Source organism: Microcoleus sp. S13_C3, assembly GCF_036700905.1.
Taxonomy (GTDB): Bacteria; Cyanobacteriota; Cyanobacteriia; order Cyanobacteriales; family Microcoleaceae; genus Microcoleus.
In genome coordinates, this window is record NZ_JAUBPT010000023.1 from 12,117 (window position 1) to 34,495 (window position 22,379).

Annotated in this window: 25 protein-coding genes and 1 riboswitch; of the genes, 13 read left to right on the forward strand and 12 right to left on the reverse strand. The window is 45.2% G+C overall.

Features of this window, described 5'->3' with window-relative positions:
• Positions 1-445: 445 nt before the first annotated feature.
• Together aroF and QUA16_RS09240 are read left to right on the forward strand one after the other, a co-directional pair.
• Positions 446-1,336 (forward strand): 3-deoxy-7-phosphoheptulonate synthase, encoded by an 891-nt coding sequence (gene aroF, locus QUA16_RS09235; RefSeq protein ID WP_333181104.1) that lies wholly within the window; start codon positions 446-448, stop codon positions 1,334-1,336.
• A 573-nt stretch (positions 1,337-1,909) separates the two neighbouring features.
• On the forward strand, positions 1,910-2,107 hold the full coding sequence (locus QUA16_RS09240; RefSeq protein ID WP_333107044.1) for a heavy-metal-associated domain-containing protein: 198 nt from the start codon (positions 1,910-1,912) through the stop codon (positions 2,105-2,107).
• Positions 2,108-2,261: 154 nt separating this feature from the next.
• On the opposite strand, the gene QUA16_RS09245 is transcribed toward QUA16_RS09240, so the two are convergent.
• The gene (locus QUA16_RS09245) at positions 2,262-2,420 is read right to left on the reverse strand and encodes a hypothetical protein (RefSeq protein ID WP_333181105.1); all 159 of its coding nucleotides are present in this window, start codon (positions 2,418-2,420) and stop codon (positions 2,262-2,264) included.
• Between the two features lie 11 nt (positions 2,421-2,431).
• The gene (locus tag QUA16_RS09250) at positions 2,432-2,839 is read right to left on the reverse strand and encodes a metalloregulator ArsR/SmtB family transcription factor (RefSeq protein WP_333107064.1); all 408 of its coding nucleotides are present in this window, start codon (positions 2,837-2,839) and stop codon (positions 2,432-2,434) included.
• Positions 2,840-2,985: 146 nt separating this feature from the next.
• Between QUA16_RS09250 and QUA16_RS09255 the strand changes: the two genes are divergently transcribed.
• Positions 2,986-3,153, forward strand: coding sequence for a metallothionein (locus tag QUA16_RS09255; RefSeq protein ID WP_333081421.1), 168 nt, complete (start codon positions 2,986-2,988; stop codon positions 3,151-3,153).
• Between the two features lie 289 nt (positions 3,154-3,442).
• Positions 3,443-3,703: a DUF7219 family protein gene (locus tag QUA16_RS09260; RefSeq protein ID WP_006631574.1), complete on the forward strand. Its 261-nt coding sequence runs from the start codon at positions 3,443-3,445 to the stop codon at positions 3,701-3,703.
• Positions 3,704-3,979: 276 nt separating this feature from the next.
• Here QUA16_RS09260 and QUA16_RS09265 read toward each other — a convergent pair whose 3' ends face one another.
• Positions 3,980-5,056, reverse strand: coding sequence for a metal ABC transporter solute-binding protein, Zn/Mn family (locus tag QUA16_RS09265; protein WP_333107046.1), 1,077 nt, complete (start codon positions 5,054-5,056; stop codon positions 3,980-3,982).
• Between the two features lie 90 nt (positions 5,057-5,146).
• Here QUA16_RS09265 and QUA16_RS09270 point away from each other — a divergent pair, with 90 nt between their 5' ends.
• Genes QUA16_RS09270 through QUA16_RS09280 form a run of 3 tightly spaced genes read left to right on the forward strand, consistent with a single transcriptional unit; the run spans position 5,147 to position 6,971 of the window.
• Positions 5,147-5,866, forward strand: coding sequence for a metal ABC transporter ATP-binding protein (locus tag QUA16_RS09270; RefSeq protein ID WP_333107047.1), 720 nt, complete (start codon positions 5,147-5,149; stop codon positions 5,864-5,866).
• A 28-nt stretch (positions 5,867-5,894) separates the two neighbouring features.
• On the forward strand, positions 5,895-6,098 hold the full coding sequence (locus QUA16_RS09275) for a hypothetical protein (protein WP_333181107.1): 204 nt from the start codon (positions 5,895-5,897) through the stop codon (positions 6,096-6,098).
• A 36-nt stretch (positions 6,099-6,134) separates the two neighbouring features.
• Positions 6,135-6,971: a metal ABC transporter permease gene (locus QUA16_RS09280; RefSeq protein WP_333107048.1), complete on the forward strand. Its 837-nt coding sequence runs from the start codon at positions 6,135-6,137 to the stop codon at positions 6,969-6,971.
• 192 nt (positions 6,972-7,163) lie between these two features.
• Here QUA16_RS09280 and QUA16_RS09285 read toward each other — a convergent pair whose 3' ends face one another.
• From QUA16_RS09285 to QUA16_RS09295, 3 genes are all read right to left on the reverse strand, one after another.
• Positions 7,164-8,219, reverse strand: coding sequence for a WD40 repeat domain-containing protein (locus QUA16_RS09285; protein WP_333107049.1), 1,056 nt, complete (start codon positions 8,217-8,219; stop codon positions 7,164-7,166).
• Between the two features lie 175 nt (positions 8,220-8,394).
• Positions 8,395-8,538 (reverse strand): hypothetical protein, encoded by a 144-nt coding sequence (locus QUA16_RS09290; protein WP_333107050.1) that lies wholly within the window; start codon positions 8,536-8,538, stop codon positions 8,395-8,397.
• Between the two features lie 98 nt (positions 8,539-8,636).
• Positions 8,637-9,608 carry a GTP-binding protein gene (locus QUA16_RS09295; protein ID WP_333107052.1) on the reverse strand — a complete coding sequence of 324 codons (972 nt, stop codon included), beginning with the start codon at positions 9,606-9,608 and terminating at the stop codon, positions 8,637-8,639.
• A 194-nt stretch (positions 9,609-9,802) separates the two neighbouring features.
• On the opposite strand from QUA16_RS09295, the gene QUA16_RS09300 reads away from it, so the two are divergent.
• Positions 9,803-10,126, forward strand: coding sequence for a hypothetical protein (locus QUA16_RS09300; RefSeq protein WP_333107053.1), 324 nt, complete (start codon positions 9,803-9,805; stop codon positions 10,124-10,126).
• Positions 10,123-10,509 (forward strand): aspartyl protease, encoded by a 387-nt coding sequence (locus QUA16_RS09305; RefSeq protein WP_333107055.1) that lies wholly within the window; start codon positions 10,123-10,125, stop codon positions 10,507-10,509. The genes QUA16_RS09300 and QUA16_RS09305 overlap by 4 nt, the downstream gene beginning before the upstream one ends.
• Positions 10,510-10,557: 48 nt before the next feature.
• Here QUA16_RS09305 and cobW read toward each other — a convergent pair whose 3' ends face one another.
• The 3 genes from cobW to QUA16_RS09320 form a co-directional block, all read right to left on the reverse strand.
• Positions 10,558-11,586 (reverse strand): cobalamin biosynthesis protein CobW, encoded by a 1,029-nt coding sequence (cobW, locus tag QUA16_RS09310; RefSeq protein WP_333107057.1) that lies wholly within the window; start codon positions 11,584-11,586, stop codon positions 10,558-10,560.
• 280 nt (positions 11,587-11,866) lie between these two features.
• The gene (locus tag QUA16_RS09315; RefSeq protein ID WP_333107058.1) at positions 11,867-12,277 is read right to left on the reverse strand and encodes a DUF1636 domain-containing protein; all 411 of its coding nucleotides are present in this window, start codon (positions 12,275-12,277) and stop codon (positions 11,867-11,869) included.
• A 22-nt stretch (positions 12,278-12,299) separates the two neighbouring features.
• Positions 12,300-12,446, reverse strand: a riboswitch (cobalamin riboswitch).
• Positions 12,439-12,900: a hypothetical protein gene (locus QUA16_RS09320; protein ID WP_333181108.1), complete on the reverse strand. Its 462-nt coding sequence runs from the start codon at positions 12,898-12,900 to the stop codon at positions 12,439-12,441. Its footprint overlaps the riboswitch before it by 8 nt.
• 243 nt (positions 12,901-13,143) lie before the next feature.
• Between QUA16_RS09320 and QUA16_RS09325 the strand changes: the two genes are divergently transcribed.
• Positions 13,144-15,102 carry a serine/threonine-protein kinase gene (locus tag QUA16_RS09325; protein ID WP_333105772.1) on the forward strand — a complete coding sequence of 653 codons (1,959 nt, stop codon included), beginning with the start codon at positions 13,144-13,146 and terminating at the stop codon, positions 15,100-15,102.
• Between the two features lie 83 nt (positions 15,103-15,185).
• Positions 15,186-16,460, forward strand: a complete 1,275-nt coding sequence (locus QUA16_RS09330) for a serine/threonine-protein kinase (protein ID WP_333105771.1) — start codon at positions 15,186-15,188, stop codon at positions 16,458-16,460.
• Here the strand turns inward: QUA16_RS09330 and QUA16_RS09335 are convergent.
• The 3 genes from QUA16_RS09335 to cynS all read right to left on the reverse strand — a co-directional run bounded on the left by QUA16_RS09335 (position 16,452) and on the right by cynS (position 19,277).
• Positions 16,452-17,036, reverse strand: coding sequence for a type IV pilin-like G/H family protein (locus tag QUA16_RS09335; protein WP_333105769.1), 585 nt, complete (start codon positions 17,034-17,036; stop codon positions 16,452-16,454). The genes QUA16_RS09330 and QUA16_RS09335 overlap by 9 nt on opposite strands.
• A gap of 55 nt (positions 17,037-17,091) precedes the next feature.
• Positions 17,092-18,474: an ATP-dependent protease ATP-binding subunit ClpX gene (gene clpX, locus QUA16_RS09340; RefSeq protein WP_333105768.1), complete on the reverse strand. Its 1,383-nt coding sequence runs from the start codon at positions 18,472-18,474 to the stop codon at positions 17,092-17,094.
• Positions 18,475-18,833: 359 nt separating this feature from the next.
• Positions 18,834-19,277, reverse strand: a complete 444-nt coding sequence (cynS, locus tag QUA16_RS09345) for a cyanase (protein ID WP_333105767.1) — start codon at positions 19,275-19,277, stop codon at positions 18,834-18,836.
• Positions 19,278-19,722: 445 nt separating this feature from the next.
• On the opposite strand from cynS, the gene QUA16_RS09350 reads away from it, so the two are divergent.
• Together QUA16_RS09350 and QUA16_RS09355 are read left to right on the forward strand one after the other, a co-directional pair.
• The gene (locus QUA16_RS09350) at positions 19,723-20,067 is read left to right on the forward strand and encodes a slr1659 superfamily regulator (RefSeq protein WP_333105766.1); all 345 of its coding nucleotides are present in this window, start codon (positions 19,723-19,725) and stop codon (positions 20,065-20,067) included.
• Between the two features lie 158 nt (positions 20,068-20,225).
• Positions 20,226-22,364 (forward strand): ATP-binding protein, encoded by a 2,139-nt coding sequence (locus tag QUA16_RS09355; RefSeq protein WP_333105764.1) that lies wholly within the window; start codon positions 20,226-20,228, stop codon positions 22,362-22,364.
• The last annotated feature ends 15 nt before the right edge of the window (positions 22,365-22,379 follow it).

The window sequence follows — 22,379 nt, forward strand, 5'->3', positions numbered from 1 at the left end:
TGGGTGGGGGCGGGTTTACGAGATTGTGGATTATTGACGATGATTGTTGGTGAACCCGCCCCTACAAATCTTTTTCTCAAAATAGCTTGACATTCCTACCAGTCTGTGCTAGATTGTCAAATAGTATTGTGTTTAATCCACAAATCGCAGCACTTCACCCATGTTCACAGCCAACAGCTATTTTTATTTTTGGTATCCCCAAGTTCGCCCGGAGTGAATTGGTAATTCACTGTGAACATCCGGGCGAACCGCAGACTAACACCTGCGGTTTTGTTTTTTCTACTTCTTTTCCCAACAACCAATCGAGTACAAGCGAAAACAGCAATGACATTATTCATTAACTGGTACAACAGCTTTTATTTTTGGCCCAACAAAAGTTCTGGGTAAATTGTCGCGCTGTCTTTTCGCACCAACCCGGAACTCCTTAAAAGTTCCGGGTTTTTTGTTGTCAACCACCCACTTAATTTCCCAGGAAAATTCCCTCATGTTAGAAGCCAAACTCGTAACCAAATCTCATCCCGAACACCAAACAATTGTCAAACTCTCAGAAACAGTCTCAGTCGGCGGCCAAGAATTATTAATCATCGGTGGCCCCTGTACCGTCGAAAATTCTGCACAAATGGAAACAGTCGCCCGCCAACTATCCGCCGCCTCCGTACAAGCTTTGCGAGGCGGAGTCTACAAACCTCGCACATCTCCCTATGCTTTTCAAGGCATGGGAATTGAGGGACTGGAAATTTTAGCCGATGTCAGCCGGCGTTACGGTTTACCCGTCGTTACAGAGGTAATGTCGATCGCCCAAATCGATCCAGTTGTCACCTATGCTGATATGCTGCAACTAGGCAGTCGGAATATGCAAAACTTCGAGTTACTAAAGGCGATCGGTCAAGCCGGAAAACCAGTCCTGCTAAAACGTGGCTTATCAGCCACAATCGAAGAATTTGTGATGGCCGCCGAATACATTCTCAGTCACGGAAATCCTCATGTAGTTCTCTGCGAAAGAGGCATCCGCAGCTTCGACAATTACACCCGGAATGTATTAGATTTAGGTGCAGTCGTAGCACTGAAACAGTTAACTCATTTGCCAGTAATTGTAGACCCTTCTCACGCCGTAGGCAAGCGAGAATTAGTCGCACCACTAGCCAAAGCAGCGGTTGCTTGCGGTGCAGACGGATTAATTATTGAATGTCACCCGCAACCAGAAAAATCCGTTTCTGACGCGCGGCAAGCTCTTTCTTTACCAGATATGATTGATTTAGTTGCGAGTTTGCGGGCTGTAGCCGCCGCCGTTGGCCGGTGCATACCAGATACTAAGTCATTAGTCATTAGTCATTAGTCATTAGTTATTAGTCATCAGTCATTAGTCATATTATGTCCGGTCGATTACCCCTAATACGGTAGGGGCGGGTTCACCAACAATATCTGCCAATAATTAACAATCTCAAAAACCCGCCCCTTTAATCGCTCGCTCGGACATGATATCATTTAATACGGTAGGGGCGGGTTCACCAACAATATCTGCCAATAATTAACAATCTCAAAAACCCGCCCCCTTAATTGCTCGCTCGGACATGATATCATTTAATATGGTAGGGGCGGGTTCACCAACAATATCTGCCAATAATTAACAATCTCAAAAACCCGCCCCCTTAATTGCTCGCTCGGACATGATATCATTTAATATGGTAGGGGCGGGTTCACCAACAATATCTGCCAATAATTAACAATCTCAAAAACCCGCCCCTTTAATCGCTCGCTCGGACATAATATCATTAGTCATTAGTCGGCGCCGCAGGACTTGGCTTTGGTAGAGTCAGAATTTATTCGGGCGCACTTTTGCTTGGAAAGCGAAATTAGATTAAAATAAAAGCACAATCAATACTGTCATCTACAATATTTGGCTTTTATTATGGCAATACTACTTAACGTTCCCTCGATCGTCTGTTCCGGCTGCGGTGATACAATTACCAAAGCCATCAAAACTGTTGACTCCGAAGCTACTGTCAATGTGGATGTCGCAGCTAAGACTGTTACGGTTGAGGCTCAAGCTTCTGAAGAGTCAATTACACAGGCGGTTGTTGCTACGGGCCACACCGTCCAAGATTGATATAGCCTTTCTCAGAAAGATGAGGTACTGATGGGCATAGGGCATAGGGCATAGGGCATACCTCACCATGCTTGAGAACCGCTATATCTAGTTGGGTGGGGGCGGGTTTACAAGATTATTGGTATTAGGCCGAGATTATTCGTAAAAGCCGCCCCTACAGAATTTCACATCCATTATCAATGCCCAATGCCCCATGCCCAATGCCCAATTCCCAATGCCCAATGCCCAATGCCCCATGCCCAATGCCCGATGCCCAATGCCCGATGCCCAATGCCCAATGCCCACTGCCCACTGCCCACTGCCCACTGCCCACTGCCCAAAAGATTATTCTTCGTCTAAGTGTTCGGCAACTGCTTGGTAAAGTTCAAAAACGTGGCGATCGAGTAAACTATAAAAAACTTGTCTCCCAACCTTGCGGTAACTGACCAACCGCATCGCCCGCAATGCCCGCAACTGGTGCGATACTGCTGACTCGCTCATACTCAACGCCGCAGCCAAGTCACACACGCACAGTTCTTGTTTTGCCAAAACCGACAGCAGCCGCAGACGGTTCGCATCTCCCAAAAGACTGAAAAACTCAGCCATCCGCTGCGCTTTGGCGGTGTTGAGAACCTGTGTTTGGATGTCCCCTGCCCGCACACTGTCAACCAAGTGCGGTCGATCGCACGTTGGTGTATCGTTTTGTTGGTGAGGCTGACTTATCGCTCCATTAACAGCAGAGTTGGGTGACATCTTTTCCCGGCTAGTTTTAATTCTCATTTTCATTTTAGTGCGATCGGCCAACCTTTTGTAACAAAACTTTTACATTCCCTTGACTTATATCTGAATATGTGTTCATATATAAGTATAGATAAACAAACCCACGAGGACAATCTAAAATGACTACCGCCACCCAAACAAAATGTGCCTGTCCTTCATGTTCGTGCGTGGTCAGCCCCAGCGAAGCCATTGAAAAAGACGGCAAAACATACTGTTCCAGTGCTTGCGCTGACGGGCACCCCAACGGCCAAGGCTGCGGCCACACCGGCTGCGAGTGCCACAAATAAATATTCGGCTTCAGAAAAGGTTAATCACCCACTCTAAAGTCTATCTAAAGGGAGATGCGAACCGCGCATTTCCCAATTTTTTTGCTTTTAGGTTAAAGAAAAGTTAAAATAAAGCTAACTTAAGGTTAAGACTGCATTAATAGACTAAATACAGAGCGAAAAAGCACAATTGCTACTTACGCAATACAATAGAAGCAAGTTAGCGCCGCGATACTGAGTACAAATAGTGCTATTAACAGCAGAGACCGAACCAAAAGTTGAATACCAAAAGTTTAATTAGGAGGGGGCAATGAAAGAGCGGGAAGATTTTTTACATCCTCGCAATCGCTACTACGGTGATTTCACGCCAGAAAACTTGGCGTTTAATGCCAACTTGCAGGAGTTTGCTCAAAAAATAACTTATATTTGCTCGCTGGAAACAGGGGGGAAAATTAGCGCTGAGAAAGCCTATAAAGATATTAAGATGCTTTGGAAAGACCTAAAATCCTCTAAGAAGCAATTGGGAATTGGCCAAAAACCCCCCAGTACCGAGGAGCAAAATTCACCTTAAAATCATCTCAGCCAACGCAGCGTTTGCAATCGAAAACCCCTGCGATTGCAAACGCTGCGTTTTGCTGCGTACCCAGCAAATGTAAGGCAATACGCTTGGGTTAAAACTATTTATTCCGGGCGAGATCCCCCTAAATCCCCCTTAAGAAGGGGGACGCAAGAGTAAGTTCTTGTCCCACCCCCTACTCCCCTTTTTAAGGGGGGTTAGGGGGGATCGTGCTTAACTGAACCCTATTGAAATATAAGGTGCTCGCTAGTAGGCGAACTTTAGAAAATTCTATGGTTTGGAAGTTGGTGCAGTTTCTCCTGCAAAGGAAGTACAATTACCACCGAGACCAGAAATAATCGCGCAAGTATTAGTTTTCAGCATTCCCTGATATGTATCAGCACCCGTGCCGGGGCCGCCCAACTCGTCGCTGTAAAGTTCTTTGTCCGAAATTTCGACATTTGCCTCCCTCGCCACAGTCTCCATCAACTTCGGATTAGTTGTAGTTTCGGCAAAAATTGTCGGCACTCCTGCGGTCTTAATTTCTGAGGACAATTCGGCAATTCTTGCGGCGGTGGGCTGTTCTTCAGTCGTCACACCCTGCAAAGCTCCAGCCATCTCCAAACCGTAAGCATCGGCATAGTAACTCAGAGCATCGTGAGTTGTTACTAACTTGCGTTTTTGGGCTGGAATTGTCGCAATTTGAGCTTTGATCCAAGTATCTATTTTTCGCAACTCATCTGTTAAGCTTGCTGCATTTTTTGTAAAAAGTTGAGCATGGGCGGGGGAAACTTTGATCAATTCATCGCGAATAGTTTCTACCATACGGATGCCATTTTGAGGGTTATGCCAAACGTGAGGGTCAGGGACTTTTTCGCCTTCTGCATGGGGTTGGTTTTCCCCTTTCTCTTCGCCGTGTTCGTGGTCGTCTTTGCCCATCAGCGGTTTGGGAACGGCGAGTTCGTGTACCGCAATTTTGGGTGCGGAATTACTGCTAGATTTAATTAACTTAATGATGCTGGGTTCGTGGTTGTAGCCACCGTATAAAATCAGATTGCCCGTTTCAATCGCTTTGCGGTCTTCCGGCTTAGTTTGATAGGCGTGGGGGTCGTCTCCCGGCTTGATTAGACAGGTGGTGTCGATCGAACTTTGAGCGATTTCTCTAGTTAGGTTGCAGATAACGCCAGTCGTGGCGACGACTTTGGGCAAGTTGGCGGCGGGACTGGCTTGAGTTTGAGTTGGGGCGGGACTCTCTGCCGTCCCATTGCTTGCGTTCTGCCCTCCACTGCAGCCAACCAGCCCCCAGCCAATTGCCAAAACAGCCAGACCGCACAATCTGCCGCTTTTTCCAGCCCAGTTCTTTAACATTTTCACCTTTGGAACGATAATCGTTATTACTTTTTTGAGTTATCCTATTGTAGTAGCTACGAACAAGAATCGTTCTCAAAATCTCGGATTATGTTAGAAGTGCAAGACTTAGCTGTCAGTTATCGAGGTATCTCGGCCATCAACAGCGTGAATTTCCAGTTAGATCCCGGACAATTAACCGGTGTGTTCGGCCCCAACGGCGCGGGGAAAAGCACGATGGTGAAAGCGATGCTGGGATTGATCCCGGCCTGTCGGGGTTTGGTGAAATATCAGGGGCGGTTGCTGAAGGAACAGTTGTCGCGGGTGGCTTATGTGCCGCAGCGATCGCAAATTGACTGGGATTATCCGATTACTGTGTGGAATGCGGTAATGATGGCGCGAACCGTCCAGACTGGTTGGTTTCGCAGTCCCTCGAAGCAGTCGCAAGAATTGGTAAAAGCTGCTTTACTGCGGGTAGGAATGTGGGATTTGCGCGATCGACAAATTGGCGAACTGTCTGGCGGACAGCAGCAGCGGATTTTCTTAGCAAGGTCGATCGCCCAACAAGCCGATTTATTCTTCTTCGACGAACCTTTTAACGCGATCGACAAAGCAACCGAAGAGATTATTTTCGATATTTTTGCCGAACTAAAAGCAGAAAATAAAACATTGCTAGTAATCAGCCACGATTTAGGAGAAACTTTAAAACAGTACGACAATTTATTATTGCTAAATAAGCAGTTAATTGCGACGGGTTCCTGCCGAGAAGTTCTCACCGCAGCCAATATTCAAAAAGCCTATGGATACGATTTAAGTTTAGTTTCAGCGTAAGCAAAAAAAGATTTATCTTTAAAATTGATTGTGGCACGGGCGTCCCGCCTGTGCAATTGAATGTGGCACAGGCGTCCCGCCTGTGCAATTAATTGAGTGTGGCACAGGCGTCCCGCCTGTGCAATTAATTGAGTGTGGCACAGGCGTCCCGCCTGTGCAATTAATTGAATGTGGCACGGGCGTCCCGCCTGTGCAGTTGATTGTGGCACAGGCATCCCGCCTGTGCAATTGATTGTAGTTAAAAAAATCCTATTATTGACCTAATTCAATGTTAAACCTACTAATTGAGCCGCTACAATTCGAGTTCATGCGAAATGCGATCGCCGTCGGCATTTTGCTAGGAATTCTCTGCGCCGTTGTCGGCTCCTATTTAATTGTACAGCAAATGGGAATGATGGTGGACATGATTGCCCATTCAGTATTAGCAGGATTGCCCGTAGCTTTTTCTTTAGGTTTCAATATTTCAATCGGCGCGTTTATATCGGGAATTATCAGCGCCGCGATTATGGCGTGGATTCAGTCCCAATCGCGCCTCAAAATTGATGCAATCATGGCATTAATTTTATCTACATTCTTAGCAATTAGCGTCACCTTGATTAGCCTATTGCGGACAACCAAATTAGATTTAGACGGTTTTTTGTTTGGGAATATCTTGTCAGTTGCGCCTGCTGACGTGCAACAGACTTTTGTCATTACTTTGATGATTTTGGCGACGGTTAAAATATTTTATAAAGAACTGCTATTCTATACTTTTGACCCGTTGGGAGCGCAAGCCGGCGGTTTGGCTGTAAACTGGATTTATTTGGGGATGATTTCGGCGATTACGCTGACGATTGTTGCGAGTTTGCAAACTGTGGGGGCGCTGTTAGTAATTTCGCTATTAATTGGGCCGGGAATCACGGCGTATTTGTTGGTAAAAGAGCTACATTTAATGATGGGATTAGGAGCTATTATTGGGATTACAGCTAGCGTGAGCGGTATGTATCTCAGCTATTATTTGAATATGCCGTCAGGTGCGGCAATTGTATTAGTTGTTTTTGGGTTATTTTTAGTAGCTTTGCTGTTCAGTCCCAGTCAAGGGATTTTGACAAGAAAGAGAGGATAACACTCCTGGATGCACTTCGACGCTTAGAAACCGGGTTTTTTACTCGATGCAGTCTGCAACGAAGTAGACGCTCGAAAAACCCGGTTTCTGGATACCCGTGGGTAAGTCCTAAAGTTTTCAATTGTTTATGTTTTGGTCAAACTGGTGCTTATGCGAACTTAGCGCCCCTCGAACCCTTTGCCGCCCATAGATTTATGACCAAACCAGCAATTCGCCTCCACAGCCGCCAGCGGCGAGAAACTGACCTTCGGGATGCCATGCCAGACAGGAAAAACCGCCCTCTGCGCCTTCTAGAATTTGCAGCAATTGTTCTGCTTCCTCCCACAAACAAACTTGACCGTCTGCGGCGGCAGAAGCTAATAAAAATGTGGTAGGTTGAAAGGCGATCGCATTTACCACATTTTCATGCACTTCTAACCCCCAAGAAACCCAACCGACACTTTCATCATCGTGTTTTTCCCACACTGAAATGCCTTCAGAACTCGCAGCAGCTAACAAAGGCGCACCCAAGGAATTAGTTTTATCCGACCAAGCTAACTGCCGAACTTTCCCCGGAAAACCCTGCATTACCCACGGTTCAAAATTACCCCATTCATTAACAATTAGAGTATTGTCCATATTGCCGCAAGCTAAATATTCCCCTTGTGGCGACCAAGAAACTGCACCGGTTGCAGAGGGTACTGATAAAATTTCCGGGTCTTCGTCCCAGTCTTCGCCATGCCAAACTTTGACACCTTGATAGCCGCTAACTGCCAGATATTGAACCATCGGATGCCATGCTAAATCTAAGATAGATGATGACTCGAAATTCAGCGTTACTTCAACAACATTATCCTCAGCATTCCAGACTTGAACGTAGCGGCCCATACTGAAAGCTAACTGGTTGCAGTTGGGACTCCAAGCTAACTTATCAACCCAGACGCGCTGGTTATCCAAATCAGCAATTAATTCACCAGAATTAACGCGCCAAATTCGCACTTTTCCATCTTGTCCGCCAGCAGCTAGGAATTGACTGTCGCGGGAAAAAGACAAGCAATCGGCTGATTTACCCGTAGCAGTTTGTAGGGTTTGCAAGGAGAATTCATTAACTGCCCCTACTGCCGCCAGCATCACTTCGCCCGCAGCAGAACAGGCTGCTAAAATTTTGCCATCCGGCGACCAAGTAACAGCAGTTACGTAGTCAGACAGCATGGCTTCGGCATGAATTTCCAGGGTTTGTTCACTTTTCTTTGTCTTGTCGTTACCCATATTTATTGAATCTGAGATGTTGTACTATTCTTAAGAACGGGCAAGATGCCCGTTCCACAAAAGATGAATTTTCATCTTGTGGAACAGGCAAGATGCCTGTTCCCTTCCACAAAAGATGAATTTTCATCTTGTGGAACAGGCATCTTGCCTGTTCCATCCCATAAAAGATGAATTTTCATCTTGTGGAACAGGCATCTTGCCTGTTCCATCCCATAAAAGATGAATTTTCATCTTGTGGAACAGGCATCTTGCCTGTTCCCTTCCACGGGCAAGATGCCCGTGCCACAAAAGATGAATTTTCATCTTGTGGAACAGGCATCTTGCCTGTTCCATCCCACAAAAGATGAATTTTCATCTTGTGGAACAGGCATCTTGCCTGTTCCTAAAAAGCTTATTAAAAATGCTTCAAGATGTCAGTTAAACCAGACATTTCCGAAAATCCTCTCGCAATTGATTTTCGTTTAAGTTGCGGCCGATGAATACAAGCTCATTTTTCGGAGTTTCGGTAGCTTTCCAAGGTCTATCCGGTCGGCCATCGAACACCATGTGTACTCCTTGAAAAACAAATCGCTTGTTGTCTCCGGCGACATTCAAAATGCCCTTTGTCCGAAAGATATTCGGGCCTTGAGTTCGCAACAATTCCTCAATCCAATCGCTAAATTTGTTGCCATCAATAGCACCGGATTCGACTATTGCTACGGAAGTTACTGTTTCGTCGTGTTCGTGAGTGTGTTCGCCCAAAAAGTCGGGTTCTATTTCTAATGCCCGGTTCAAATCAAATGCTTTAACGCCCAACAAAGCATCCATTGCTAATTCAGCGTTGCAGGTGCGGTGAATTTTTGCCATTGCATTCATGGCGCGAATTCGCTTTTCTAATTCTGCCAATTCTTCCTCAGTCACTAAATCAGTTTTGTTGAGCAAAACTACATCGGCGAATGCAATTTGTTCTTGAGCTTCGTCTGCGTCCCAGTGCTGCCAGATGTGCTTGGCATCGACTACGGTGACAACTGCATCTAGCAGTAATTTTTCCCGCATATCTTCGTCTACAAAAAAGGTTTGAATTACTGGTGCGGGGTCGGCTAAACCTGTGGTTTCGATGACTATGTGATCGAATTTGTCTCGCCGCTTCATTAAGTTGCCGATAATCCGAATTAAATCGCCTCGGACTGTACAGCAAATGCAGCCGTTGTTCATCTCAAAAATTTCTTCGTCGGCATCAATTATCAGTTGGTTGTCGATGCCTACTTCGCCGAATTCGTTGACGATGACTGCAACTTTTTTGCCGTGTTCCTGTGTTAAAATGCGGTTCAGTAGCGTAGTTTTGCCTGCACCTAAATAGCCTGTGAGAACGGTAACAGGAACTGATTCGATCGCCCCAGCACTCACCATACTTGACCTCGATTATTGTACAATGATAACCATTATCGTTATTGTACACCAGACAAGCTGCTAGTAGCAAGAATATTACAAAATGTTAATAAATAGTTCGCTGGAGACTTTAATGGCTGGTTGTAGGAAAAATAGACAAAATAATACTTGTGGGCTATCATAAATCAATCTATACATTTAATCTAAAAAACACCATGACTCAGCTATCAGAAAAGCGAAAAGCGCTGCGGAATAGAATCTCTCCCGAACAAACTATACCACCCGAAGAATTAGCAAGGCGCAAAGCAGAAAGAACTGAACTCGGTTTGCGCGGCCGAGCAATATTTGAGCGAATTCGCCCGAAACTGATCGACGAGTATTACAATTGGTTTATTGCGATAGAGCCGGACAGCGAAGAATACTTAATTGACCCCAAACTGTTAGGCATTGTCCAAAAAATTAAGGAACAGTATGGCGATAAAAATGTGATGTTAACAACCTTTCGCCTCAATGAAACAGGAACCTGTGGCAGAATATGATATCAGGTTGGTTTGGGGAAAACGGAGAATTGTTTTTTGAGATAGAGTTGATTGCATCTAATGGCGAGATTTTTCCAGTGGAAGTAATGCTAGATACAGGTTTTACCGCAGGCTATCTGGCAATTAATTTTCAAGATATGGAGGCTTTGGAGTGGCAGTTAGTTAAATCTAAATTCAAGCTGGCTACAGCGCGGGGAGATGCTTTATTTGACCTCTATGAAGGTCGAGTAATTATTGACGGTCAAGAGTTTGTTATTCCGGTTCATGTGGGAGAGGAACTCCCGGAGATTTTAATCGGTTCGCAATGGTTAGATAGGATGCAGCTAGTTGTTAATAAATCGATCGGCATTTTGACGTTAGAAACAGTATCGAGTGCAGAATGATTGCAGATCGATCGCCCTTTCTCAAAAAAAGCGATCGCCCGCATTCAACTACAAAAATGACTGTATTTTAGCAGAGTTGAGTTCCCGACCGATCAGCACTAATTTGGTTTGCCGGAGTTCCGAAGGTTGCCAAGGACGATCGTAAAAATATTCTATCCGTGAACCCACACCTTGCAACACCATCCTCATCGGTTTCTTGGGAACCGCCACAAACCCTTTAATCCGATAAATTTCCTCCTGCTGCATCAACGATTGCAGTTTTTTCACCAAAGCTTCAGGTTCAAATTCGCGATCGGCAATAAAGTAAGTCGAGTTAATATCATCATCATGTTCATGTTCCTCCTCAGTGTCGTGGTGACTCGGACGAGACTCCAAATCATCCTCAACCGCCGCATTAAATCCCATTAGCACATCCGGGTTAATTTCGCCACCTTTGCAAGGCACAATTTTCACACTCGGACGTAACTCTTGCTGCAACCAGCTTTGGACTTTCTTGTGAGTTTCAGCATCTACGCGATCGACCTTCGTTAAAAGTACCATATCCGCACAGGCTAACTGGTCTTCAAACAATTCCTCGATCGGAGTTTCGTGATCTAAACTAGAATCAGCTTGTCGCTGTGCCATCAAAGCATCAATATCACCGACAAAAGTACCGCTAGCAATAGCTTCGCAATCGACAACAGCAACAACACCGTCTACAGTAGCACCCGTGCGAATTTCCGGCCAGCGAAAAGCTTGAATCAAAGGTTTAGGAAGTGCGAGGCCAGAAGTCTCAATTAAAATACAATCAATTTGTTCTCTGCGCTTCAACAATTCCTGCATAGTCGGCAAGAATTCCTCTTGAACAGTGCAGCAAAGACAACCATTTGTTAGTTCAACAATATTGCTGCTGACATTTTCTTCTTCATCGCAAACTTGGCAATCGCGCAGCAGTTCTCCATCAATTCCGATTTCGCCAAATTCGTTCACCAGAACAGCAATGCGGCGACCTTGATTATTTTGCAATAAGTGGCGAATTAAGGTAGTTTTGCCGCTACCAAGAAAACCAGTGATGACAGTAACAGGGATTTTGTGCATTGATAATTTTGTTGTTGTTGGTGAAGGGGAATCTCTCGTTTTCTAGTTCCCAAGCTCTGCCCATTGGTGACAACTTAAGCCGACCGTCCGCCAGGGAATGAATTCCCTGGCTGATAGCTAAAGTCCTCTGAAGAGGACTAATGAGTTCTTCAGTCCTCTTCAGAGGACTTTAGCTTTGAGGCAGGGGTTTCAACCCCTGCCGGACTGCTGCCGGAGGGCAGGAGGGCCGGTTTGACGTTAAGTTGTCACCAATGGGCAGAGCATGGTAACGAGAAAGGCTCTAATTTGCCAGCGGTGGAATCTTTGCTAAAACACCTTTTTTCAGAGCTTGAGGACGCTCAGACCAAGGCAACAAACCGTCCGGTTTAGCATAGTATTGACCCGCGCATTCGAGTACAGCCTCGACGGTTTCCGACTCATTTGCTGGTAAATCGCCAAACAGATAAGTGTACTTTCCAACAGCAGCAAAAGACACCGCACAAGAGTGACTGCAAGCACTCATGCACTCAACCTCTTGAATCTCAAACTTATCAGAAAACTCCCAATCTTTAGCGAGTTGCGACAAATTTTCCATAAATTGTTGACCGCCGCTTTTGCCTTCGCGCTTGCCGTTTTTCCAAACACTAGCGCAAGCAGTGCAAACAAATAGACTGTGCTTTGTGCGTACAGTCGTGTTAATTCCATCCATCATCCGTACCTCGCAGATGCGTTCAAAAGTGAGTTAGATATCGGCGGGCATTCTGACTTGAGAAACCACAAGGGTTTCATTACAGTTGCGGGACAGCGCCGGACTTGCACCGAACTTTCCCCGTTTCCTCTAACGGCTGCTCCCCGCTAGAACCGATCGCGAAATCACATCATACCGCACTTGCCGCCTTTTTGGAAAAAAGTTATGTTGGTAATCTCCATCCATCCCAAAAAAAATAACTCTTTGTGGAACAGGCATCTTGCCTGTTGCTGACAGGATAAAACCCCACCAAAAAAAATAACTCTTTGTGGAACAGGCATCTTGCCTGTTGCTGACAGGATAAAACCCCACCAAAAAAATAACTCTTTGTGGAACAGGCATCTTGCCTGTTGCTGACAGGATAAAACCCCACCAAAAAAATAACTCTTTGTGGAACAGGCATCTTGCCTGTTGCTGACAGGATAAAACCCCACCAAAAAAAATAACTCTTTGTGGAACAGGCATCTTGCCTGTTGCTGACAGGATAAAACCCCACAAAAAAAATAACTCTTTGTGGAACAGGCATCTAGCCTGTTGCTGACAGGATAAAACCCCACCAAAAAAATAACTCTTTGTGGAACAGGCATCTAGCCTGTTGCTGACAGGATAAAACCCCACCAAAAAAATAACTCTTTGTGAAACAGGCATCTTGCCTGTTACTGACAGGATAAAACCCCACCAAAAAAATAACTCTTTGTGGAACAGGCATCTAGCCTGTTGCTGACAGGATAGAAACCCCTCAAAAAAAAAATAACTCTTTGTGGAACAGGCATCTTGCCTGTTGCTGACAGGATAGACACCCCTCCCACAAAAACATTACTACAAACTATATGAACGCCTTCACAGATTTTTCTACTCACGGCTATCAGATTGAAAAAGAACTCGGACACAACAGTCTCGGCGGCCGAGTTACATACTTAGCGAAAAATACGAATACTCAAAAATTAGTTGTACTAAAGCAATTTCAATTTGCCCAATTAGATGCTAGCTGGGCTGAATACGAAGCTTACGAACAGGAAATCAAAGTGCTGCAAAATCTAGATTTCCCCGGCATTCCCCGCTATCTCGATTCTTTTCAGACTGACAGCGGTTTCTGCATGGTGCAGGAATACAAAAATGCCCAATCTGCTGTCGCGCGGACGTTTTCGCCGCCGGATATCAAGCAAATTGCGATCGCAACTTTAGAGATTTTAGTTGACCTGCAATCTCAGAAACCGCCGATAATCCACCGCGACATTAAGCCAGAAAACTTGTTAATAGATGACGAACTCAATGTTTATTTAGTAGACTTCGGTTTTGCTCGACTAGGAGGTGGAAATATCGCGGCTAGCAGCGTCGTCAAAGGCACGATGGGATTCATGCCACCGGAACAAATGTTCAACCGACAATTAACAAAAGCATCCGACCTTTACGGCTTGGGGATAACGCTGATTTGCTTGTTAACTGGTACGAAATCTGCGGATATCGGTAATTTAGTTGATGCCAATTATGGTATTCATTTCCGGCATTTAGTACCGCCATTGCAGCAGGGTTGGATGAATTGGCTGGAGAGGATGGTAACGCCGAGATTGCAAGACAGATATCCATCGGCTGCGGATGCTTTAACTGCGCTAAAATCTTTGGATGTCAGCAGCTTGCCGAAAGTGAGAATTGAGCGCGATCGCATTGAATTCACCCCCACAGAATATGGAGAAAAAGTAACACAAATCGTTACCGTTAGCAACCCTATTCCCGATACAATTTTAGCAGGTCGATGGGAAGTAGCACCGCACCCGAACGATCCGCCACATACTCCTTACGACCACCCTTGCATCTCCTTTGAACCGCAGAAATTTGAGGGCAATGAGGTTAGGTGCAAAATAACGGTAGACACGAGCAAATTGTTAGCAAATAAAATTTATCATCGCCAGATGATACTCCACGTTAATTCCGATCCAGATACCCATCAAATTGAGATTCAAGTTAAAACGGCTCCTCTTCCAGAACCAAAGCAAATGCCATATTTGTTTAAAGATAGAGGGAGTTTTATGTTGGTGTTTATCTGCGTCGGTTGGCTGCTAAGCAACCCGATGGAGCGATGGATGTTTTTCACCTTAATAGCTGTGCTACTTCCGGGTTTTGCAGCAGCCGAAAAGACACTATATACAGAAACAGAAAAGAATCGATATACAAAAGGAAATAAAACGGTAAATGGGTTTCCATCTATCTTAGGAGCCACTTTAGGAATTACAGCAATATTACTTGCAGCGATTACTTTTGCATCACTTGGTAGTGGTTTTGGTAATAGTACGGGTAAAGACATCGCTTTACTTGTTGGTTTTGTGATCTCAGCTATAGTTGGTGCTTCAGGTGATTTTGAGAATAGTAGGAGTTTGACAATCCTGGCATTTGTAGCTTGTGGAATTTTGATTGTCTTTTCTTTACCGGCGAGTATGGCAGTGATATTTGTGCTTTTGCTTACTAATTTGGGTTCTTTCAAGGTAGTTTATACCTTAGCTAAAGCCAGAACTTACGAACAGATTAAAAGAGGTTTTTTTAAGAAAGATGCTGTAGCAATTTCATTTCTCACCGCTGGATTTTACATCAGTTTAGGGGTCGTATTTCAACTATACTTAAGGTTGGCCACTGAGATGGGATCGATCGAACCCTTAAAAGTTTTAGTTTTAGCAGCAAGTGCGACTGCCCCTCTCCTCGTCACCGCTATTCCCTTACTTTACTTGATTGTTCTTAAAAGAAACAGAATGATTGCTGCCTACCGCAAATCCCAGCCATATTTAATTAAACCATAATCAACCCTTCCTACTAATAACTTTGGTTCGTATTCTTCAAGAATTTTAAAGACTGAATTTCTTACAACAAACCTTACAAATTTATGAACGCTTTTCCTGACTTTTCCCACTATGGCTATCAAATAAATCGCGAACTCGGACACAATCGCGCCGGCGGGAGAGTTACCTATCTCGCTACCGAAATTAATACCCAACGTTCCGTCGCTGTCAAACAATTTCAATTTGCCCAAACAGGCGCTAATTGGGCTCAATATCAAGCGTGCGAACAAGAAATTCAGATTTTGCGAGAACTGGATCATCCCAACATTCCCCACTATTTAGATTCCTTCCAAACTGCATCGGGTTTCTGCATGGTTCAGGAATACAAAAATGCCGATTCTCTCGCTATTTTGCGCCAGCTAACACCGCAGCGAACCAAGCAAATTGCTATCTCTGTTTTAGAAATTCTCAAATACTTGCAAAACCGCGTTCCGCCAGTGATTCACAGAGATTTAAAACCGGAAAATATCTTGGTGGACGATCGCCTGAATGTCAGCCTTGTCGATTGCGGATTTGCTAGAATCGGCGGGGGAGAAGTGGCCGCCAGCAGCGTTGTTAAAGGCACTTTGGGCTTTATGCCGCCAGAACAAATGTTCAATCGGCAGCTAACTGTTGCATCGGATTTATACAGTCTCGGCGCGACGCTAATTTGCTTGCTAATCGGCATCAATTCTACCGAAATTGGCAGTTTGATGGACGATACGGGGCGGATTAATTTTAAACATCGCTTGACGCAGCTAACTCCAGAGTTTCTTGACTGGCTGCAAAAAATGGTGGAACCGAATTTCAAACACCGCTATCCTTCCGCAGATGCGGCCTTAAATGCTTTGATTCCCCTCGAAGTAGTTCAGCAGCGTAACAACTTAAAACCGATATTGATATCAGTCGGAGTATTAACAGCAATTTCTGCTATTTTTATTCCGCTTTTTTGGAAATCTCCCGAACCTCAAACAGCAGTAGATATCAAACGAGTAATCAACTCAGCCAATTTGAACCCTAAGACTCAAGTAATGTTAACTGACGAATTAGAATCAACGAAACTTAGAGATGTTTGGTCTTTGAAGCAAAAGAAAAAAGTCTATTTTGCTGTAAGTGCTGCTAACTTGCCAGAAGGAGAATATAGAAGTTATTGTAAGGTTGTCAACCCTCAAGGACGATTCGCAGCCCAAAGTCAATCTTATTTAAAAACGACGGGCGATCGATTAAATACTTGGTGCTGGTACAATTTTAAAAAGGATGATAAGCCGGGAAATTGGAAGTTTGAATTTTACTTAGACGGTCAAAAAGTGACGCAAAATAGTTTCAAGGTCTTACCTTAAGATAGTTGTTCCGGGCTGGCAGTGAATTTCTTTGCCGTCAAAAGTTGGCGGATTCCAAGTTTCTGCATAACTTGCATTAATTCGATCGCTCTCGCAAATTGCAGAAATAGTTGTTATGCCACCCTTTTCTTTAAAAGCAAACACTGCGCCAGTGTAGGATTTCCCGGTACTCATATCATTAGGTTTGGCAATCGCGATCGCGCTTTCAAATTGTGCCGGTTGGCGTTGATTGTACGAGGTTTGCACCGGACCCATTGAGGAGACAAGCGTGTAATTATTGTCATCGGTTTGTTCTTTAATTCCTAGACCCAGTTGGGTAATGTTCTCGCTAAATTTACCGTACTCTGCATAGTAAGCTTGCTGCGCTCTATTGATGCTATTAATATATTGTTTTGCTTCTGAGGATTTCGGATCGCTGGAGATGAAAAGTTTATTGAGTTTGAAATCGTAAAATGATGCCATGATGCCACCCATAACCGCGCTGTAAATTGCAATCCTCGGCAGCAAACTGGATACTGGCAATCTCGATTTTTTACTGGCTTTAGCTACATTGACGGACATTTTTTTAACTGTCATAAAGTAAATGTGCCAAGCTTGTAGGGTGCGCCACAAGCACCCTACAAACTATAAATTATGCAGTTTCGTGCTGTTTGTGCCATGCGGGATGCCACAGCAATTCAGCAGTCGATCGCTTCTCGACCATTTCAGGAGTAATCATACAGTTAGCCACATCCTTGCGAGAAGGCAACTCGTACATGACATCCAGCATTAACTCTTCTAAAATGCTGCGGAGAGCTCTCGCGCCGGTTTTGCGACGATAGGCTTCCTGGGCGATCGCCCGTAGCGCTTCCGGCTGGAATTCCAATTCCACGCTGTCCATCTTCAACAGCTTTTGATACTGCTTCACCAGCGCATTTCGGGGCTCAGTCAATATCTGCATCAAAGCTGCTTCATCCAGCGGCGAAATCACCGTCACCACCGGTATCCGCCCCACAAACTCAGGAATCAAACCAAACTTGACTAAATCGTCCGGCTGTACCTGCTGCAAAATATCAGCGGCCCGCTTGTCTTTCGCCGGCAAAGTCGAGTTGCTGTCGCTTTCCGTTGGCTGAATAAAGCCCAAGGATTTTTTACCCAAACGCTGTTCAACTATTTTTTCCAAACCGACAAAAGCACCGCCACAAATAAATAGAATTTTGCTAGTGTCAACTTGAATAAAATCTTGGTAAGGATGTTTGCGGCCGCCTTGCGGGGGAACGTTAACCACTGTTCCTTCCAACATTTTTAGCAGCGCTTGCTGCACTCCTTCTCCCGATACATCCCTGGTGATCGAAGTGTTTTCGCTTTTGCGAGCAATCTTGTCAATTTCATCAATATAAATAATGCCCCGCTGCGCCGCTTCCACATCAAAATCGGACATTTGCAACAGCCGCAGCAAGATATTTTCTACATCGTCGCCGACATATCCAGCTTCTGTCAGTGTCGTCGCATCCGCTACCGCAAAGGGAACTTCGAGCATTTGCGCCAAACTTTGCGCTAACAAAGTTTTGCCACAACCTGTGGGCCCGACTAGCAGGATGTTGGATTTTTGCAGTTCTACATCGCTGTCAGGGGAAGACTTGTCGCTATCTTTAGCTTGGTCAACGCTCAAGCGCTTGTAGTGGTTATAAACTGCTACAGAAAGGACTTTTTTTGCTGAATGCTGGCCGATGACGTGGTTGTCTAAATGCTGCTTAATCTCTGTTGGTTTCGGAATTTGAGCTAAAACAATTTTCGATTTGTTCGATCGACCTGGGCGCCGGGTTCCTTGTCCCTGAGACTCTCGCACCTCTGACTGGGGAATCTGTTGACCAATTGTTTTACTGGAGTCAAAGAACTCCTCCTCTAAAATTTCATTGCACAGTTCCACGCATTCATCGCAAATGTAGACGCCGGGCCCAGCTATTAACTTGCGGACGTACTCTTGCGACTTGCCGCAAAAGGAGCATCTCAGATGGGAGTCATATTTTGACATATTTGCCTCTTAATTTACGGTTGCGGTTGCTTGTTTCGACTGGGGAAGTTGCCGCGGGAGTGACCTTAGCTGTGCCCTAGAAGGGTTTCCCGATCGGACACCCAAGCCAGTCAGTCGATTTTAGATTTTAGATTTTAGATTTTAGATTTACTCCACAGATGAATTTTGGAGCTGAACTAGGGTCTAAAATTTGGGGCTCTGCACGACTTAAGTCGGGGGCTTGTCTCGGTTTTTTGGCGCAGTCAAGCTTCGCGATCTCTGTTTCTAAGTTAACACTTTTGAGGCTTTAGTGATTAGTCATGAGTCATGGGAGCCAATTTGAATTTTTAATTTTCACTTAAAAATAAAGCCGCACGGGCTTACCATTTTTTGTATTCCAAAAATTTTCCCGACATAATTATTTTCACTCGATCGCCTTTTGGGTCTGCTTCTTTCTCGACATCCAAAGTAAAGTCGATCGCGCTCATAATCCCGTCACCAAATTTTTCGTGAATCACTGCTTTGAGTGGCATCCCGTAAACCTGCATAATTTCATAGAAACGATAAATCAGCGGGTCAACCGGAACCGAGGTCTCCAAAGAACCTTTTAACGGAGGTTCACAGAGAACCGCAGCCGTCTCGCTATCTAGTCCCAAAGCCGAGACAATTTTCTCGGCTTCATCTTCTGATGCGGTAGCTTGACGGTAAATAACCGCGGCAATCCAAACTTCGTCGCGCCCCAAAACTTTTTCCAAATCTGCAAAACTAATTCCCTTAGCTTTTTTAGCCGCCAAAAGCTTTTCTGTAATTCCTGAAATTGCCATTAAATATTCTCCCCTTCACTTCTGTGTCCGATGTGAAATATCTCTCACATTTTTGGAATTTTGTCAATACTAAATTGAGAAAAAAATCGAATTGATAGGTCGGAACTTCAGCCCAAGTTGGTCTCGTCAACCCCCACAACTCATACAATTTGAGATTTGAGATTTGAGATGTTAGATTGGCAATGACTTATGACTACCAGGGTTGGGAGCTAGTCAACAGTTGCATTATTTTTGCCAACTCGTATCACAACCGCTAAATCCTAAAATAACTCCTAACTGCCCAGGGGCAATGCTACAGTTGGCAGTATATGTAATAAAAGTTACACGCGCAAAGGCCTTCGGCATTCGGCAAACGGGTAAATTTTGATCGTGCTAGCCTGAAGCTCAATCCTCGCTCACGCAGGCAAAGCCCCTTTACCACTCAAAACCGACAACTGACAAAAGTATGGAGATTCAGACCAAAGATTACACGATCCAGTACAATCGCGCTACGCAAACAGTCACCTGTAGCGGCTCGTTCCGACTCAGCCAGGTGGAAGAATACGCACCGATCGTCGATCTGCTCAACGAAGTGGCTGACTCCTGCCCAAACACGGTGACTCTAGACCTGCGAAAGCTAGAATTTTTAAATAGTTCTGGAATTAATATTGTCTCAAAATTTGTGATCAAAGTGCGCCAGCAAAAAAATATTCAAATGGCCATCAAAGGTTCTAAACAGATCCCCTGGCAGATAAAATCCCTGAAAAACTTGCAGCGGCTGATGCCTTCCTTGCACTTAGAATTGGAATAATATTGGAATAATAGCGAAAAAGGTAGACAGGAATCCCCGGCTAAGTCCGAGAACCAGGATGAGGGTGGCTGAAGTTAATCGGAATAAGTCATAGTTAAACTAGCACAAAACCATAAAAAACTTCAGAACCGACTAAAAATTACCAATTTTCAATTGCTATGCAGGAAGAACCATCGACAGAACAGCTACTTTTCGACGTTCAGCGGCTGAGTGCGGAACTTGAAAACTTGAAGCGCGAAAAGGTTGACCTAGAACTTTTGCTGGAGACTACCACCGAACATTCAGATACGATGGAAGCTCACTTGCTGAGCAAAGCTCAGTTGGCGCTGCGTTCAAGCGAAGAGCAGTTTCGGGCGATCGCCTCGGCAACTCCCGTGCCGATATTAGTTTCTCGCCTCTGTGACGGGTTAATTCTGTATGCGAACGCTCAATTGGCTTCTCTGCTGAACATACCCCTAGAAAAATTGATCGGCTGCAGCACTCCCGACTTTTACTTCAACCCCGCCGATCGCCCAAAGGTACTTGAGGCACTTGCTAAAGAGGGATACCTCCAAAACTACGAAATCCACTGCAAAAAATCAGACGGCACCGCTTTCTGGGCGATGATCTCGGTTCAGTCGCTGGTGTTTAACGGCGAGCCGACAGCATTGTGCGCCTTGTACGACCTCACCCAGCGCAAGGAAGCAGAACAAACCCTCCAAGAGAGCGAAAAGCGGCTCCGCCGCCAGAGTTTGGCTTTGTTGCAGCTAGGTAGGCAGAGGACTCTCAACAGCGGTGCGCTGAATGTGGGAATTCGCGAAATTACCGAGGCTGCTGCCCGCACTTTGGATGTGGAAAAAGTCAGCGTCTGGCTTTACAACCACGGAAGATTTGGAACTCGCTACCCCAGCGATCCCCAGCTAAATTTTACGGAGAGAGTGCTCGCCCACAACCAAACAGAGGCACTCGATACAGAGGCCGGGGCCTCAGAGCAACACGAGGGGGTGAATCATTCTAAGTTTAAAATGCCCAACCTCAAATTAGTTTGTCTCGACTTGTACGATCGCACCCAGGAGAATCATTTGAGCCGGGAGTCCATATCGCCAAGCGATTTAAATTTATCCCTTTTAGATGTTGAGGGCGACGCACCGGGCGAAAATTTGCGATCGGAGAATGGTTTAGAACCTACGACACAGACTCAAAAATCTCTACAAACAAATTTGTCCCACGCATCTTCGCTAGCCGAACATTCCGCTGTGCTGCCAAATGCCAGCAAGCCCAATTCATCCATATTAAATGTAGCAATTAGGCTCGGTGGGCAGATCGTGGGCATCCTCTCTCTCGAACATATCGGTGCCCCCCGCCAATGGGCTCTGGAGGAACGCACCTTCGCCGATTCTTTGGCAAATTTGGTAGCGCTGGCGATCGAAGGATTTGAGCGCCAGCGGGCTCAGGAAGCCCTCTCCAAAGCCAAAGCGCAGCTAGAAATGACCGTCGATCAGCGCACCGCTCAACTCACCACCGCCAATAAACTGCTCCGCATCGAAATTGCCGAGCGCAAAAGAGCCGAAATAGCCTTGCAAGAAGCCTTACACAAAGCTGAAGCAGCTTCGAGAGCTAAAAGCACTTTTTTAGCCAATATGAGCCACGAGCTGCGGACACCGCTCAACGCGATTATCGGTTACAGCGAAATGCTACAAGAAGAAGCACGGGAATCGGGACTCGAAGAGATCATTCCCGATACCCAAAAAATTTATAACGCCGGCAAACACTTGCTGACTTTAATTAACGATATTCTCGACCTTTCTAAGATAGAAGCCGGTCGGATGGAGCTTTATTTAGAAAAATTTGACCTCTGTAATTTAATAGAAGAAGTCGTTGCAACTTTGCACCCTTTGGTGGAAAAAAACCACAATCAATTGCAAGTTTCTTGCTCGGAAAATTTGGGAGTGATGTATGCAGATTTGACTAAAGTCCGGCAAATTCTGTTCAATTTGCTCTCGAATGCCCTGAAGTTTACCGAAGGTGGAACCGTGCTGTTGAGCGCGAGTCGCGAACCAGCAGGTGACAGCGATTGGGTTTATTTGCAGGTATCTGATACGGGGATTGGAATGTCGGCAGAACAGCAGCAGGGTTTGTTTCAACCTTTTATTCAAGGGGACGCTTCGACTACTCGCAAGTACGGCGGCACTGGTTTAGGATTGGCCATTAGCCGCTTGTTTTGCCAGATGATGGGCGGCGATATCACTGTTGAGAGTGAGTTGGGTGTTGGCTCTACTTTTACTGTTCATTTAAAGGCAAAAGTTGATCTTAGTTAGAATCAAGTTGGGCAA